Annotated in this window: 16 protein-coding genes; 14 read left to right on the forward strand and 2 right to left on the reverse strand. The window is 34.6% G+C overall.

What is annotated here, in order from left to right:
- Positions 1 to 19: 19 nt before the first annotated feature.
- The 6 genes from odhB (at position 20) to J2X17_RS01820 (ending at position 7,573) form a co-directional block, all read left to right on the forward strand.
- Positions 20 to 1,258 (forward strand): 2-oxoglutarate dehydrogenase complex dihydrolipoyllysine-residue succinyltransferase, encoded by a 1,239-nt coding sequence (gene odhB / locus J2X17_RS01795; RefSeq protein WP_310294121.1) that lies wholly within the window; start codon positions 20 to 22, stop codon positions 1,256 to 1,258.
- Positions 1,259 to 1,477: 219 nt separating this feature from the next.
- Positions 1,478 to 3,961: a TonB-dependent siderophore receptor gene (locus J2X17_RS01800; protein WP_310294123.1), complete on the forward strand. Its 2,484-nt coding sequence runs from the start codon at positions 1,478 to 1,480 to the stop codon at positions 3,959 to 3,961.
- Positions 3,962 to 4,020: 59 nt separating this feature from the next.
- A complete protein-coding gene (locus J2X17_RS01805) occupies positions 4,021 to 4,356 on the forward strand; it encodes a hypothetical protein (protein WP_310294126.1) in 336 nt (111 codons plus the stop codon).
- A 15-nt stretch (positions 4,357 to 4,371) separates the two neighbouring features.
- Positions 4,372 to 4,674 (forward strand): hypothetical protein, encoded by a 303-nt coding sequence (locus tag J2X17_RS01810; protein WP_026982608.1) that lies wholly within the window; start codon positions 4,372 to 4,374, stop codon positions 4,672 to 4,674.
- A gap of 3 nt (positions 4,675 to 4,677) precedes the next feature.
- On the forward strand, positions 4,678 to 6,237 hold the full coding sequence (locus tag J2X17_RS01815; RefSeq protein ID WP_310294127.1) for a PepSY-associated TM helix domain-containing protein: 1,560 nt from the start codon (positions 4,678 to 4,680) through the stop codon (positions 6,235 to 6,237).
- 220 nt (positions 6,238 to 6,457) lie between these two features.
- Positions 6,458 to 7,573, forward strand: coding sequence for a PepSY-associated TM helix domain-containing protein (locus tag J2X17_RS01820; RefSeq protein WP_310294129.1), 1,116 nt, complete (start codon positions 6,458 to 6,460; stop codon positions 7,571 to 7,573).
- A gap of 49 nt (positions 7,574 to 7,622) precedes the next feature.
- Here the strand turns inward: J2X17_RS01820 and J2X17_RS01825 are convergent, their stop codons facing one another.
- Positions 7,623 to 7,970, reverse strand: a complete 348-nt coding sequence (locus J2X17_RS01825) for a toxin-antitoxin system YwqK family antitoxin (protein ID WP_310294132.1) — start codon at positions 7,968 to 7,970, stop codon at positions 7,623 to 7,625.
- Positions 7,971 to 8,180: 210 nt separating this feature from the next.
- Positions 8,181 to 9,170 carry a TlpA family protein disulfide reductase gene (locus tag J2X17_RS01830; RefSeq protein WP_310294134.1) on the reverse strand — a complete coding sequence of 330 codons (990 nt, stop codon included), beginning with the start codon at positions 9,168 to 9,170 and terminating at the stop codon, positions 8,181 to 8,183.
- Positions 9,171 to 9,328: 158 nt separating this feature from the next.
- Between J2X17_RS01830 and aspS the strand changes: the two genes are divergently transcribed.
- The 8 genes from aspS to nuoF all read left to right on the forward strand — a co-directional run bounded on the left by aspS (position 9,329) and on the right by nuoF (position 16,803).
- Positions 9,329 to 11,080 carry an aspartate--tRNA ligase gene (aspS, locus tag J2X17_RS01835; protein WP_310294135.1) on the forward strand — a complete coding sequence of 584 codons (1,752 nt, stop codon included), beginning with the start codon at positions 9,329 to 9,331 and terminating at the stop codon, positions 11,078 to 11,080.
- Between the two features lie 356 nt (positions 11,081 to 11,436).
- Entirely contained in the window at positions 11,437 to 11,631 is a 195-nt protein-coding gene (locus tag J2X17_RS01840) for a cold-shock protein (protein WP_007137066.1), read from the forward strand.
- A gap of 243 nt (positions 11,632 to 11,874) precedes the next feature.
- Positions 11,875 to 12,240 carry an NADH-quinone oxidoreductase subunit A gene (locus J2X17_RS01845; protein WP_026982602.1) on the forward strand — a complete coding sequence of 122 codons (366 nt, stop codon included), beginning with the start codon at positions 11,875 to 11,877 and terminating at the stop codon, positions 12,238 to 12,240.
- A 166-nt stretch (positions 12,241 to 12,406) separates the two neighbouring features.
- A complete protein-coding gene (locus tag J2X17_RS01850) occupies positions 12,407 to 12,955 on the forward strand; it encodes an NADH-quinone oxidoreductase subunit B (RefSeq protein WP_029271568.1) in 549 nt (182 codons plus the stop codon).
- A gap of 1 nt (position 12,956) precedes the next feature.
- Complete coding sequence (locus J2X17_RS01855) at positions 12,957 to 13,478, forward strand: NADH-quinone oxidoreductase subunit C (RefSeq protein ID WP_310294137.1); 522 nt, start codon at positions 12,957 to 12,959, stop codon at positions 13,476 to 13,478.
- Positions 13,479 to 13,503: 25 nt separating this feature from the next.
- The gene (locus J2X17_RS01860) at positions 13,504 to 14,742 is read left to right on the forward strand and encodes an NADH-quinone oxidoreductase subunit D (RefSeq protein WP_310294139.1); all 1,239 of its coding nucleotides are present in this window, start codon (positions 13,504 to 13,506) and stop codon (positions 14,740 to 14,742) included.
- Between the two features lie 161 nt (positions 14,743 to 14,903).
- On the forward strand, positions 14,904 to 15,434 hold the full coding sequence (locus J2X17_RS01865) for a complex I 24 kDa subunit family protein (RefSeq protein ID WP_029271565.1): 531 nt from the start codon (positions 14,904 to 14,906) through the stop codon (positions 15,432 to 15,434).
- A 1-nt stretch (position 15,435) separates the two neighbouring features.
- Positions 15,436 to 16,803 carry an NADH-quinone oxidoreductase subunit NuoF gene (nuoF, locus tag J2X17_RS01870; protein WP_127338246.1) on the forward strand — a complete coding sequence of 456 codons (1,368 nt, stop codon included), beginning with the start codon at positions 15,436 to 15,438 and terminating at the stop codon, positions 16,801 to 16,803.
- The last annotated feature ends 80 nt before the right edge of the window (positions 16,804 to 16,883 follow it).

A 16,883-nucleotide genomic window follows, 5' to 3' on the forward strand; every position in this document is an offset into this window, starting at 1 on the left:
ACCTTAAACAAAAACAAAGATGATTTTAGAAATGAAAGTCCCATCACCAGGGGAATCAATAAAAGAAGTTGAAATTGCAACTTGGTTAGTAAAAGACGGAGATTATGTAGAGAAAGATCAAGCTATTGCTGAAGTTGATTCAGATAAAGCTACTCTTGAATTGCCTGCTGAAATGAGCGGAATTATTACGCTTAAAGCTGAAGAAGGTGATACAGTTGCAGTAGGAGCTGTCGTTTGTTTAATTGATACAGATGCAGCAAAACCTGCAGGTGATGCACCAGCGGCTCCAGTAGCTGAAGCGCCGAAAGCTGAGGTACCTAAAGCTGAAGCCCCAAAAGCAGCTCCTGCTCCGGCAGCAGCGCCAGCAGCAACAAGTTACGCAGCTGGAACTCCATCTCCAGCAGCAAGAAAAATATTAGACGAAAAAAATATAGCACCAGCAACAGTTTCAGGAACTGGTAAAGGTGGAAGAATCACAAAAGATGACGCTGTAAATGCAGTACCTTCAATGGGAACTCCAACTGGTGGAAGCCGTGGAACTGAGCGTACAAAATTATCAATGTTACGTCGTAAAGTAGCAGAAAGACTAGTTTCTGCGAAAAACGAAACAGCAATGTTAACGACTTTCAACGAAGTTAACATGACGCCAATCAACCAAATTCGTAATGAATACAAAGATGCATTCAAAGCGAAACATGGTGGTTTAGGATTAGGTTTCATGTCTTTCTTTACAAAAGCAGTTACAAGAGCCTTACAATTATATCCGGATGTTAACTCAATGATGGATGGTGATTACAAAATCGCTTACGATTTTGCTGATATCTCTATCGCAGTTTCCGGACCAAAAGGTTTAATGGTTCCTGTTGTTCGCAACGCTGAACTATTAACTTTCCGTGGAATTGAAGCTGAAATCAAAAGATTAGCTTTAAGAGCTCGTGATGGTCAAATTACTGTTGACGATATGACTGGTGGAACTTTCACTATTACTAATGGTGGAGTTTTTGGAAGTATGTTAAGTACTCCAATCATCAACCCTCCTCAATCAGGAATTTTAGGAATGCACAACATTATCGAGCGTCCAATCGCTGTAAACGGTAAAGTTGAAATTCACCCAATGATGTACGTTGCTCTTTCTTACGATCACAGAATTATCGACGGACGTGAGTCAGTTGGTTTCTTGGTTGCTGTTAAAGAAGCCTTAGAAAATCCATTAGAATTATTGATGAATGGCGATGCTAAACGTGCTTTAGAGTTGTAATTTAAAGTAATTTTTCAACAATATTAAAAGCCTGTTCTTCATTGAACAGGCTTTTTTTCTGCTTAACAATAGCTTAAGATTAGCTTAAGATGTTAATTTTTTGAGAAAATGAAAATTTTAACCCTTAAAAAATAATTTATTTAGAATAAATAAAAATAACTTGTATAGGTGGTGTTCGCGACTTAAATTTGCACTATTCAAATCAATTCTAAATAAAAAATGAAATATAAAGTTACCATTTCTTTTTTGAGCGTTTGTTTCTTATTATTAACAAGCACATCAATTTGGGCCCAGGAAAAAGCAACAATTAAAGGCCAAATCACCTTAACACCAAATCAGCCCGCAGATAACGTTTCAATAACTTTAAAAGGTACAAAAATTGGAACCAATACTGACAATACAGGTCACTACGAGATTAAAAATCTAAAACCAGGAAATTATATACTACGAGTTTCTGCTGTTGGCTTTACCTCTAAAGAAAAAAGCATTACTCTAAATAGTGGAGACGAAATTATAGAGGATTTTACTATTAGTTCAAACTCTGAACAGTTAGACGAAATTGTAATTAATGGCAATGCTAAAAAAAATACATTTGCCCGCAAAGAAACACAACAAGTGTCAAGACTGCCTCTTAAAAATCTTGAAAACCCACAAGTTTATACCACAATCACAAACGAACTTTTAAAGGAACAAGTGGTTACTAATATTGATGACGCACTTAAAAATGCTCCGGGATTATCTCCTCTTTGGGCTTCTACAGGACGTGGAGGCGACGGTGCAGGTTATTTCTCTTTAAGAGGATTTGCTGTACAGCCAACCATGATCAACGGACTGCCAGGATTAACAAACGGAAGTATTGATCCTGCAAATATTGATAAAATTGAAGTAATAAAAGGACCGTCTGGAACTTTATTTGGAAGCAGTTTAATCTCTTATGGAGGTTTAATAAACTTAACGACTAAAAAACCATACGACCATTTTGGAGGAATAGTAGATTACACAGCAGGAAGTTATGGTTTAAACCGCGTTACTGTTGATGTTAATACTCCATTAGATGAAGAGCACAAAATTAACGTTCGGGTAAATTCAGCTTATCATACTGAAAACAGTTTTCAGGATGCAGGATTTAAAAAATCATTCTTTTTTGCACCCTCTTTATCTTATCAGGTTAGCGATAAACTTTCGTTTTTCATCAACACTGAATTCATGAATTACAGAGCTACTAATCCAACAATGTTATTTTTAGACAGAGGAGCTGCATTGAGAGTTCATAATATTGATGAATTAGGGTATGACAACAAACGTTCTTACACAAGTAATGAATTGGCAATCGAAACTCCGTCATTTAACCTTCAGGGACAAATGAACTATAAATTTTCTGATCAATGGAGTTCTCAAACTGTAGTTTCCAGAGGATCATCAAAATCAGATGGATACTATTCTTACATTTATGAAGGTACACAATCTGCACCAACTGCAATTTCAGAAGGTATTGTTTTAGCCCGTTACATGAACTACCAAAACTCTACAACTTTAACAACTGACATTCAACAAAACTTTATTGGTGACTTTGCAATCGGAAACATGAGAAACCGAATTGTTGCCGGTTTAGATTACTTCAATAGAGGTGCTATTGACAATGGATCAGGATATGTAGGAAATGGACTTATTTATATTGGAAATCTTGATTTGAAAACAGTAAATGAAAACCTTTACGGTATTACTGACCCAGCGAAATACATCACAAATGGTGATAGCGGAATCTTAACAAAAGCAGGATCTGATGCGCTTTTAGCGACAGCTCCAATGAACAATAATAAAACAAAACAAGAAGTTTACAGTGCTTATGTATCTGATGTAATCAACTTTACTCCAGGTTTATCTGCAATGGCAAGTTTGCGTGTTGACCGTTTTATGACAGAAGGTGATGTTAGCACAAATGCTGACGATTATAACCAAACTTCTCTTTCTCCTAAATTTGGTTTAGTTTACCAGCCAATTATAGACAAAGTTTCGATTTTTGCTAACTATATGGATGGTTTTGCTAATACTGCTCCGGTAAATGATGTTTTACCCGATGGAACTTCTCAACCACGAACTTTCTCTCCTGAGCATGCAAATCAATTTGAAGTTGGAACAAAATTGAATATTTTTCAGGACAAACTTTATGCTACATTCAGCTACTACGACATTAAAGTAACAGATCAGGTTTATACCGTTTATACTGCTACAACGCAAACCTCTTACCAAAACGGTGGACAAAGAAACAAAGGTTTCGAAGCTGAAATCGTTGCAAACCCGATTACAGGCTTAAACATTGTTGCCGGATACAGCTATAATGATGCTCTTTTGACTGCTGGTGATCCGGATTTCGTAGGTCACAGACCAGAAAGCGCAGGGCCACAAAACACGGCAAACCTTTGGGCAAGCTATAAATTTTCTGAAGGAGATTTACAAGGCTTTGGTTTAGGTTTTGGAGGAAATTATGCTGATAAGAATAAAATCATGAACAGAACCGTAACGGGTCAATTTACATTACCATCTTACACGGTTTTAAATTCATCTATTTTCTACGGAACTGAAAAGTATGTTTTGACTCTTAAACTTGATAATATTTCAAACATCGATACATATGATGGCTGGTCTACAATTCACCCAAAAAACATGAGAAGTGTATCAGCAAATTTCTCCTATAAATTCTAATAGAAAACAACAAAAAACACCTTTCTGTTAAACCAGAAAGGTGTTTTTAAATTTTTAAGATGATGATAACAATTGCCAGTCTTATCGTTTTTTTAGCTTTTTATACGCTGTATTACACCTCAAAAAGAGCGACTTTGTCTTATGATTTAGGTTTTGAAAAATGGATGAAAAACAATCCAAAACAAACTAAAATTACAGGATTATTACTTCTTTTATTAGCTTACTCAGTATGGCTTTTTACACAATCATTATGTTGCGGTACTCTCATGTTTTTTGTTCAGCTTATGGCAATTGGCAGTTTGATTATCATTTTAAAACCACTAAAAAAAGTAAATAGCATTGCTCTTTTATTGTTCTTTATAATTATCGCTTTATTAGAATTTTATTATTACTAATTACTTAAGCAGTCTATGCCAGCAAATCCAAAATATTTAACCCAATCAAAATGGCAACGCTTTGCCAAAATTACCGCTGCCATTCTAGGCGGCTATTTTGTTTCTGTTACTTTTCATTTGGCTTTGGCTTCATGGTTCAACAGAGCAAATATTTTAATGACAATGGCTTTTACTGGTTTTATTTTGTGGGTAGCATTAATGGTAATTGCATTTCTGGCAAAAAGCGGATGGAAAATCTGGGGTATTTATATACTGCTTACCTTAATTTTTTCTCTTTTTATTTATTTGGGTCAAACCTATAATCCAATGACACAATAACTCATGAGCAACCGTAATTATAATATCTACTTTCACACCCATACTGTTAGCGGAATCGTTATTAGTGTTGTCCTTTTTGTAATTTTCTTTGCAGGATCTTTTTCTTTTTTTAGAGATGAAATCATCAATTGGGAAAGAAGTGAATCTACTGCTATTACAAAAGAAATTCAGTTAGACTACAATAAAGCTTTGCAAAAGTTAGACAAACAATATGTCTTACATGGAAGAGATATTACAATTTCTAAACCAAGTACAGAAAGAAGAGTTGCCATTTACATGGAAGGCACTAAAGATACTTTGGCTCCTGCTAAACAAAAAGAAGGTTCGTTTTTTTATTTGGACACTAAATCTTTCAAAACCTTTACTTATGAAGAATCCTATTCTTTAGGTGAGTTTTTATACCGATTGCATTTTCTTGCTCAAATTCCATATCCTGTTGGATATTATCTTTCTGGCTTTATTGCGCTATTTTTCTTGTTTGCTATTATTACAGGTGTTTTATTGCATTGGAAAAAAATAGTTTCTAATTTTTATGTTTTCCGTCCAAAGGAAAAATTAAAAACATTGTGGACAGATGCACATACCGCTTTAGGAATGATTGGTCTGCCTTTTCAATTTGTTTATGCTGTTACAGGAGCTTTTTTCATGATTAAGCTTTTGATAGTTGCTCCAGCTGTCATGGCTTTATATCAAGGCGATCAGGACAAATTATATAAAGAATTAGAATACACAGATCCTCAATATAAATTTGAAAATAAAAAACTGGCTACTCCTTTTAATATTGATCAGTTGGTTGCGAAAGCAAAAAACAATTGGTCCGATTTTGAAGTTACCCGCGTTTTTATTCAGAATTATGGTGATGCCAATATGCATATTTTGGTTGAAGGTGAATTGCCTAATCACAAAAAATTCACTGGGATTGGAAAAGTACTTTACCGTGTTTCTGATGGAAAAGAAATTGCAAAGAAAAACCCTGTTACGCAAACCAGTTATTTAGATATCGTCAAAAATGTTTTGTACAGAATTCACTATGGTGATTACGGTGGTTACGCTTTAAAAATAGTCAGCTTCATTTTAGGAATTATTACCTGTTTTGTGATCATTTCGGGAGTTATGATTTGGCTCGTTGCAAGACAAAAAAACAATATGCCTGAAAAGAAAAGACGTTTTAATAATGCCGTTGTTCGCATTTATTTGGCCATTTGTTTGAGCATGTATCCAATTACCGCCCTTGCCTTTATCGTTACTAAAATATTTTATCCTTTGACTCAGGATAATCTTTATACGTTTTATTTTGTGGGATGGCTGATTCTTACCCTCTTTTTTATCCTTAAAAAGAATGATGCTTTCACCAATAAATGCTGTTTGATTTTAGGAAGTATTTTAGGTTTTTTAATCCCGATTACAAACGGAATTGTTTCCGGAAACTGGTTTTGGACTTCTTTTATGGAGAATAAAATTCAGGTTTTTGTTATCGATGTTTTCTGGATTGTTCTGGCTTCAATATCACTTTATGTTGCGTACCATCTTAAACCTAAAAAAGAGGCTGTTGCCGAAAAATAATTGAAATGTTTTACCTTTTTAATCAAAGAAAATAATAAGATCCATTTAAAATAATCTCGCAAAGTCGCGAAGTCGCAAAGTTTTTGTACTCTTTGCGACTTCGCGACTTTGCGTGAACCATCTACTCCGCAATTAACTTTATAATCTCTTTTATTTGAAAAGAACTAAAATATTTGTCTCTTATTGATTTAGCATATACTTTTACGCTTTTATTCAAAAGATGGGATTCAAAAAACAAGTACGTTTTCTACATAAATGGCTCGGATTAATTTCCGGGCTTATTGTTTTTATAATAAGTATTACAGGATGTATCTTTTGTTTTCATGATGAAATAAAAGACATTACAAGAAAAGAATGGCGATTAGTTGAAACCCAAAATAAACCTTTTCTCTCTCCATCTGTATTACAGCAAAAGGCAAAAGACATTGCTCCAAAGAATACAGCAAGTATGGTTTCTTATTATGGGAGAAATCGGTCTGCGATTGTCTATACTTACTCTGAAACTGAAAATTTATACCTGTATTTTAATCCGTACACGGGAAAATATCTAAAAACCGAAAATCCAAAAACTGATTTTTTTATTATTGTCGAATACATTCATTTATATCTACTCCTTCCCGATTATATTGGAAAACACATTATTGGCGGTGCAACCATAATCTTTATTTTACTGTTGATTTCAGGAATTATTCAATGGTGGCCGAAACGAAAAAGCGATATAAAAAGAAGCTTATCTGTAAAATGGTCCGCTCGCTGGCGTCGTGTAAATTACGACTGGCATAATACTTCCGGATTTTATATTGCGCTTATTGCAACCATTATTGCGATTACCGGTTTGACTTTTACCTACGAATGGGTTGGCGACGGGATTTATAAAACTTTTAATTTTGGCGGAGACAAAGCACTTGAAACCAAAGCGCCAATAATTGATACAACAAAATTTAAAACTAATAGCATAATTGCTGTTGATCGGGCGTTTATCGAAACTGAAAAATTACAGCCAAAATCTGAGATGTTTTACGTTACGTTTCCACATCAAAAAGGGGATATTATAAATACAGGTGCCTACCCTCATACCTTAAGATATGATCATCAGAGTAATTATTATTTTCATCCGCTTGACGGAAAACTACTTCAAAGCGATCCTTACAATAAAAAGAGTTTAGGCTTGCAAGTTGTCGAAATGAACTACGGAATTCATACAGGCCAGATTCTGGATTTACCCGGAAAAATTATAGCTTTTATTGTAAGTTTAATAGCAGCAGCTCTGCCAGTATCAGGTTTTATAATCTGGTACGGAAGAAAGAAGAAAAGCTGCAAAAAGTTGAAAGCATAAAAAAACCGCTCATAAAAAGCGGTTCTTTATTTGTATCTTCGAAATTACTTTAGTTACTATTTGCTAAAGCATTTTTCTGTAAGTTTTTAACTGAGCTGATTCTGCTGTTTTCATAAGCAACTTCGCATAGGCTTTTTTCATTAAAGAAAATCCATTTTCCAGTTTTCAATCCATCTGTGTATTCTCCTACGGCAACTTTATTCCCATTTTCATCATATGATACCCAAACGCCATCCAGTTTACCATCCTTAAAAAAGCCTTCTTGTTGTACTTTACCATTATCATAATAATAAGTAGCTTTTACCTTGTTTCCAACAGCTTCTAATTCGGGTTTTACTTCTTGTGCAACTAAAATTCCAGAGAACAATATTGCAACTAAAATTACACACTTTTTCATATCTTTAGGTATTAATGTTATCAAATCGTTATCAAATATAATCATAAGTTTACATTAAACAAACTTTTACTTAACAATTTGGTAACATTAGATAAAAGCTTAACATTGGAAATTCTCAAAAAACAAAAAAACCAACGCTTAAGCATTGGTTTTACTGGGATTTTAGAAAAAATCCAATATTACGAAATCGTTATCAATTTTGTACAGAAATTAATTCAATATAGAATCTAATTGCATTTGAAGTTCTGGAGAAGAGGGTCTTGCAGCATCAGAACTCACAACATTCCCTGTCGGATCAATTAGAATAAATCTCGGAATTCCGTTTACTTCATAACTTGTTACAAAATCAGATTTCCACTCATTATCTGAAAATAATTGAATTCCTCCTAATTGTTTATCTGTTACAAATTTTTGCCATTTGTCATGATCTTTTAAGGCATCAACCGAAATACTCACAAATTCAATGTTTTTTCCATGATACTTTTCTTCAATTTTTTGCAAATACGGAATTTCAGCTCTGCAAGGCCCACACCATGTTGCCCAAAGATCAATATAAACATATTTCCCTTTTAAATCAGAAAGCTTTGTTTTTCCTCCTTTATGATTTTCAAAATCAAAATCAGGCGATGATTTACCAACCATTTTCTTTGCTTTTGACACTCTTTCATATTCTTGCGAAGCATATTGATTGAAACGTTCAAAGTTACTTTGCATCGCCGTTACAAATTCCGGATCAAAAGATCCTTTTTCCAAACTTTCAACATCCGCCTTTTTCTTAGCCTCAAATAATACAGCAAATTCATCAGACCCTTTAGAAAAACCTTCTTCAAGTTTTTCATTCCTTAAAGATTGTTGTGCAAGAAAATTACTTTCGTCTACACCTTTACCTTTATAAACAATCGTTTCATCAAATTCTTTGGCATTCATCGTTAAGTTTACCACAGAATTTGGCTTCAAATATAATCTCGAAGATTCAATTCCGTCAGAAAACACATAAAATCCTTTTGGGGCATCAAATGAAGCCACAAAAACTTCCTTTTTGTTAATCGGAATAACTTTCTTAAAATCTTTTCCTTGTATGACTAAAGTATCACTATTTCGATTCGCAATTTTAGCAGTAAATTTGATTTGATTTTTGGCTTGACCAATAACATTCAAAGCACTAAAAATCAATAGGCCAGTGACGAAAAATTTCTTCATATATATTAAAGTTTGAAATTAATACCTCAAATCTAAAGAAATTAGAACGCCAATATTTAACAATTAACAAAATATTTCAAATTAATACTCATCTAGTTGCACACTTTTCTATATTAATTTGAATTTTGTGTTTACTTTTGCAGTCTAAAATTTTGATCATGTATAGAAGTCATAATTGTGGCGAGTTAAACGCCTCAAATATTAATACCGAAGTTACGCTTGCAGGCTGGGTACAAAAATCACGCGATAAAGGATTTATGAATTGGGTTGATTTGCGTGACCGTTACGGAATTACACAACTTATTTTCGACGAAAGCCGTACTGAGAAAACTGTTTTTGAATTAGCAAAAACTCTTGGGAGAGAATTTGTAATTCAGGTTAAAGGAACTGTGATTGAGCGTGAAGCCAAAAACAAAAATATTCCGACTGGTGAAATCGAAATTTTAGTTTCAGAATTGACAATTTTGAATGCAGCTTTAACGCCTCCATTTACAATCGAAGATGAAACCGATGGCGGAGAAGATATCAGAATGAAATACCGTTATTTAGACATCAGAAGAAATCCTGTAAAAAACAGTTTGTTATTCCGTCATAAAGTAGCGATGGAAGTTCGTAAATATTTATCTGATTTAGATTTCTGCGAAGTTGAAACGCCTTATTTAATTAAATCTACTCCTGAAGGAGCAAGAGATTTCGTTGTACCAAGCCGTATGAACGAAGGACAATTTTATGCTTTGCCACAATCTCCACAAACTTTCAAACAATTATTGATGGTGGGTGGAATGGATAAATATTTCCAAATCGTGAAATGTTTCCGTGATGAAGATTTGCGTGCAGACCGTCAGCCCGAATTTACACAAATCGATTGCGAAATGGCATTTGTGGAGCAGGAAGATATTTTGAATGTTTTTGAAGGATTGACAAGACATTTACTAAAAGAAATTAAAGGTATTGAAGTAGATAAATTTCCAAGAATCACCTACGATTATGCCATGAAAACATACGGAAATGACAAACCGGACATTCGTTTCGGAATGGAGTTTGGTGAGTTAAACCAATTCGCACAACATAAAGATTTTCCAGTATTCAATGCTGCGGAATTAGTAGTTGGAATTGCAGTTCCGGGAGCAGGAAATTATACCCGTAAAGAAATTGACGGATTAATTGATTGGGTAAAACGTCCCCAAGTTGGAGCATCTGGAATGGTATATTCAAAATGCAATGACGACGGAACTTTTAAATCATCTGTAGATAAATTTTACGATCAGGATGATCTAGGACAATGGGCAAAAATTACAGGAGCAAAACCTGGCGATATGATTTTTGTACTTTCTGGTCCTGCTAATAAAACACGTGCACAACTTTCAGCACTTCGTATGGAATTGGCAACGCGCTTGGGGTTACGTAATCCGGAAGAATTTGCTCCATTATGGGTTGTAGATTTCCCATTATTAGAGCTTGATGAAGAAAGTGGACGTTATCACGCCATGCACCACCCGTTTACATCTCCAAAACCAGAAGATATGCAATTATTGGAAACTGAACCTGGAAAAGTTCGCGCCAATGCTTATGATATGGTTCTTAACGGAAATGAAATAGGTGGAGGATCAATTCGTATTCACGATAAAGCTACTCAACAATTAATGTTCAAATATTTAGGATTTACCGAAGAAGAAGCAAAAGCGCAATTCGGTTTCTTAATGGATGCTTTCCAATTTGGAGCTCCGCCTCACGGAGGTTTAGCATTTGGTCTTGACAGACTTGTTGCAATTTTAGGTGGTCAGGAAACCATTAGAGATTTTATCGCATTCCCGAAAAACAATTCAGGACGTGATGTTATGATCGATGCACCTGCAACAATTGATGATGCTCAATTAAAAGAGCTGCATATTAAAGTTGACATTCTATAAATTCTAAGAATTTTTAAATAACAAAAGCTGCAATTTGAAAATAATTGTAGCTTTTTTTTATTAATAATTGGTAATAGATAAATTCAGGAAAAATGTCAAAAAAAAGATTAAATGCACACAAAAGTGAACAAATTCAAATAATTGTCAAAATGACCTTAAATGCGGCCTGATTTTCCCTAGTTCTATTCTTACAATTAACGATTCTCAAATAAAGCACATCTGTATAAGATTTGATGCAATATAAATAGCGAAAAGACTGTGAATCAATAATTTTTACAAAAAATTAACACCTTATTGTCTTTTGTATGAATTTATATCTTACATTTGCTTCATTATAAATTATTATTACAATTACAATGCGTACAGGTACAGTAAAATTTTTCAATGAGTCTAAAGGTTATGGATTCATTACAGACGAAGAAACAGGAAAAGATATCTTCGTTCACGCTTCAGGAATTAACGCGGAAGAATTACGCGAAGGTGACCGTGTAAGCTATGAAGAAGAAGAAGGAAGAAAAGGGAAAGTTGCTGCTAAAGTAGCAGTAATCTAAGAAAAATATAGCAATTTATTTTTTTTGCCTCTGAATGGTTTTGAAAACGTTTCGATTTATTTCGAAACGTTTTTTTTTGCTCATTTCTTAAAAAAATATTAAAATTTCCTAATCTTATTTATAATCAATAAAAATTAGACACAAACGCAGTTTCAGAGCGCACTTAAATCATTTTTTAGCTTGTGATTTACAGAGTTGAAAGTTATCTTTGTGGCTTATTCTTTAAGTAAAAACCCTAAGTTTATGCAATCTGATCAATACAGTTACATTCCTATTTTAATGCAGTTCATTTTAGCTGTTGGTTTTGTGGTAGGAACAATCATTATTTCTGGAAAATTAGGACCAAAGAGAACCTCTGAAGTGAAAGACAAAAACTTCGAGTGCGGTATCGAATCTGTTGGTAACGCTCGTATTCCGTTTTCTGTAAAATACTTCTTAGTAGCTATTTTGTTCGTATTGTTTGACGTAGAGGTAATTTTCCTTTATCCTTGGGCAGTAAATTTCAAGGAACTGGGAATGGAAGGAATGTTGAAAATGATTGTCTTCATGGCACTTCTTTTAGTTGGTTTTTTCTATATCATCAAAAAGAAAGCTTTAGACTGGGAATAACACGATTTTAGATTTTAGATTGATGATTTTAGATTTAAGAATTAAAGCTTAACTGAAACATAATTTAAAATTTGAATTCTTCGAATTAATATACTGATTTAAAAAATTGATTTTATCTTTTACGATTTCAAAAATCTAAAATCTAAAATCAGAAATCTAAAATAAAATGAGCGATTCAAATGTAAATATGGTTGCGCCGCCGGAAGGAGTTGTAGGAGAAGGTTTCTTCGCTACAAAACTAAATGACGTTGTAGGTTTGGCAAGAGCCAACTCATTATGGCCATTACCTTTTGCAACTTCATGCTGTGGTATCGAATTCATGGCGACTATGGCTTCACATTATGATTTAGCACGATTTGGTTCTGAGCGTGTGAGTTTTTCTCCGCGTCAGGCAGATATGTTGATGGTTATGGGAACTATTTCTAAAAAAATGGCACCTATTTTAAGACAGGTTTACGAGCAAATGTCTGAGCCTCGCTGGGTAATTGCAGTTGGAGCTTGTGCTTCATCAGGTGGAATCTTCGATACTTATTCTGTTTTACAAGGAATTGACAAAGTAATTCCGGTTGACGTTTACGTTCCGGGATGCCCGCCAAGACCAGAACAAATTGTTGATGGAGTAATGAAACTTCAGGAATTGGTAAGAAGCGAATCTGTTAGACGCAGAAGCTCTCCAGAATACCAAGAATTATTAGCTTCATATAATATCTCATAAGATGGCCTTAGAAAATACCCTGATTCAGGACAAACTTACAGAAACATTTGATTCAAGTGTTTTTAACTTTCAAGAAGAAAGAGATATTTTTTCAATAGAAACAACAGCTGATAAAATCACTGCTTTAATTCTTTTTTTGAAAAATGATTCTGATTTACGTTTTCACTTTTTAACTGATTTATGCGGAATTCACTATCCGGACAACGAAGCAGATCGTCAGTTTGCGATAGTATATCATTTGCACAACTGGTACGAAAACAAACGCATCAGAATTAAAGTATATCTTAACGGCGAAAAACCAGAGATAAAAACCATTTCAAATATTTTCCTGAGCTCCAACTGGATGGAAAGAGAAACTTACGATTTCTTCGGAATTAACTTTATTGGACATCCGCAATTGAAACGTATTTTGAATATGGATGAAATGATCTCTTTCCCAATGCGAAAAGAATTCCCAATGGAAGACAGCGGAAGAACGGATAAAGACGACAGATTCTTTGGAAGAACAACAACAAATTGCTAAAAAATAAATAATTCAACATTATAAAATGTCAGAACTATTATTACCACCAGAGCATCGATATGCTAAAATAATAAACGAGAAACTAAACGAAGACGGAAGCGAGCTTTCAGTACTGAATTTAGGTCCAACACACCCTGCAACTCACGGTATTTTTCAAAATATCTTATTGATGGATGGTGAAAGAATTCTTGAGGCTGAACCAACTATTGGTTATATCCACAGAGCATTCGAAAAAATTGCCGAAAATCGTCCTTTCTATCAAATTACGCCTCTTACAGACCGTATGAACTATTGCTCCTCTCCTATCAATAATATGGGATGGTGGATGACTTTAGAGAAATTGTTGGGAATTGAAGTTCCAAAACGTGCTCAATATTTAAGAGTGATCGTAATGGAATTAGCTCGTATTACTGACCACTTAATCTGTAACTCGATTTTGGGTGTAGATACTGGTGCATATACTGGTTTTTTATACGTTTTTCAATTTAGAGAAAAAGTTTACGAAATCTACGAAGAAATTTGTGGTGCTCGTTTAACAACAAATATGGGAAGAATTGGTGGTTTCGAAAGAGATTGGTCACCAGAAGCTTTCCGCAAATTAGAAGTGTTTTTAAGAGATTTTCCTGTCGCTTGGCAAGAATTTGAAAACTTATTCGAAAGAAACAGAATTTTCCTTGACAGAACTGTAAACGTTGGAGCAATCTCAGCAGAACAAGCAATGGCTTACGGATTTACAGGTCCAAATTTACGTGCTGCAGGAGTTGATTACGATGTTCGTGTCGCACAGCCTTACTCGTCTTACGAAGATTTTGATTTTATTGTTCCTGTTGGAAAATCAGGCGATACTTACGATCGTTTTTGTGTTCGTAATGCCGAAGTTCGTGAAAGTTTAAGCATCATTCGTCAGGCTTTAGATAAAATGCCGGCCGGAAACGAATATCATGCAGAAGTTCCGGATTATTACCTTCCTCCAAAAGAAGATGTTTACACTTCAATGGAATCTTTAATTTATCACTTTAAGATTGTAATGGGAGAAGTTCCTGTACCAGTTGCAGAAATTTACCACCCTGTTGAAGGAGGAAATGGAGAATTAGGATTTTATTTAGTTACTGACGGAAGCCGAACTCCATATAGATTACATTTCAGAAGACCTTGCTTTATTTATTACCAGGCATATCCTGAAATGATTAAAGGTGCTTTATTATCAGATGCAATTGTTATCCTTTCAAGTTTAAATGTTATTGCAGGAGAATTAGACGCCTAAAAAAATTGTTGATTTTAGATTTTAGAATGTAGATTGAAAAATCTAAAATCATAAATCTAAAATCATAAATCTAAAATCTAAAATAAAAGAGATTGCAGAATATGGATTAAGGACAAAGATTGAAAAAATCTAAAATCTAAAATCTAAAATCTAAAATAAAAATGGAACGTAAACATTACAAACAAGAAATAAACATGACTGAAGCATTGATGACTCGCATCAATGAGTTGATCAGTCATTATCCTGAAGATAAAAGAAAATCAGCTTTGTTGCCTGTTTTGCACGAAGTGCAGGATGCGCACGATAACTGGTTAAGTATCGAGTTGCAGGATAAGGTTGCTGAAATTTTGCACATCAAACCAATTGAGGTTTACGAAGTGGTTACTTTTTATACCATGTACAACCAAAAACCAATTGGAAAATACATGTTCGAATTCTGCCAGACTTCTTGTTGTTGTTTAAATGGTGCTGAAAATTTAATGGATTATACTTCTGAAAAATTAGGCATTAAAATGGGAGAAACAACTCCTGATGGAATGTTTACCATTGCCGGAGTAGAATGTTTAGGTGCTTGCGGATATGCTCCGATGATGCAGTTAGGCGATTTCTACAAAGAAAAATTGACAGAAGAAAAAATCGATCAGTTAATCGCTGATTGTAGAGATGATAAAATAATATTACACGATAAATAAGATGTCACAGAAAATATTATTAGATAAAATCAATGTTCCAGGTATTAAAACCTACGAAGTATACCGTCAAAATGGTGGTTATGCTTCTGTAGAAAAAGCTTTGAAAACACTTACGCCAGACGAAGTTGTTGAAGAAGTTAAAAAATCAGGACTTCGTGGCCGTGGTGGTGCGGGTTTCCCTGCCGGAATGAAATGGAGTTTTATTGATAAAAAATCAGGTAAACCAAGACACTTAGTTTGCAATGCCGATGAGTCTGAACCAGGAACTTTCAAAGATCGTTATTTGATGGAGTTTATCCCTCACTTATTGATCGAAGGAATGATTACCTCAAGTTTTGCCTTAGGTGCTAACCTTTCGTATATCTACATTCGTGGAGAATATATGTGGGTTTTCAAAATTTTAGAAAGAGCAATCGCCGAAGCAAAAGCTGCCGGTTGGTTAGGAAAAAATATATTAGGAACAGGTTACGATTTAGAATTACACGTTCACTGTGGAGCCGGAGCTTATATCTGTGGAGAAGAAACTGCACTTATAGAATCTTTGGAAGGTAAAAGAGGAAATCCTCGTATTAAACCACCTTTCCCAGCGGTTTCTGGACTTTGGGCTAATCCGACAGTAGTAAACAATGTGGAGACTATCGCAACTGTGCCTTGGATCATCAACAACTCTGGAGATGATTATGCTAAAATCGGAATTGGTCGTTCAACCGGAACTAAATTAATTTCTGCTTCAGGACACATTAAAAACCCAGGAGTTTATGAAATTGAATTAGGTTTAAGTGTTGACGAATTCATGAATTCTGATGAGTATTTAGGCGGAATGTCTTCTAGCAGACCTTTGAAAGCGTTTGTTCCCGGAGGATCTTCGGTGCCAATTTTACCAGCTGAATTGATTTTCAAAACAGCAAACGGCGAAGACAGATTAATGACTTACGAATCTTTAAGTGATGGTGGTTTTGCTACCGGATCAATGTTAGGTTCAGGAGGATTTATCGTTTATAATGATACTGCTTGTGTAGTAAGAAATACATGGAATTTTGCACGTTTTTACCACCACGAATCTTGCGGACAATGTACGCCTTGCCGTGAAGGAACTGGATGGTTGGAAAAAATCTTATGGAGAATTGAAAACGGTCAGGGGCGTGAAGAAGATATCGAATTATTGTGGAGCATTCAAAGTAAAATCGAGGGTAATACCATTTGCCCGCTTGGCGACGCAGCTTCTTGGCCAGTAGCAGCAGCGATCCGTCACTTTAGAGATGAATTTGAATACCACGTTCGTTTCCCTGAAAAAATAAAAAATAGAGATCATTTTGTTGCTGAACCTTTCTCGCAAGTGAAACATTTAGTAGGCAAATTAACAGTATAAAAAGTTTCAAGTTTCAAGTTTTTTTAGTTTCAAGTCAAAACCTGAAACGTGAAACCTGAAACTAAAAAAACAAAATTAAG

The organism is Flavobacterium aquidurense (genome assembly GCF_031458035.1).
Classification (GTDB): Bacteria; Bacteroidota; Bacteroidia; order Flavobacteriales; family Flavobacteriaceae; genus Flavobacterium; species Flavobacterium aquidurense_C.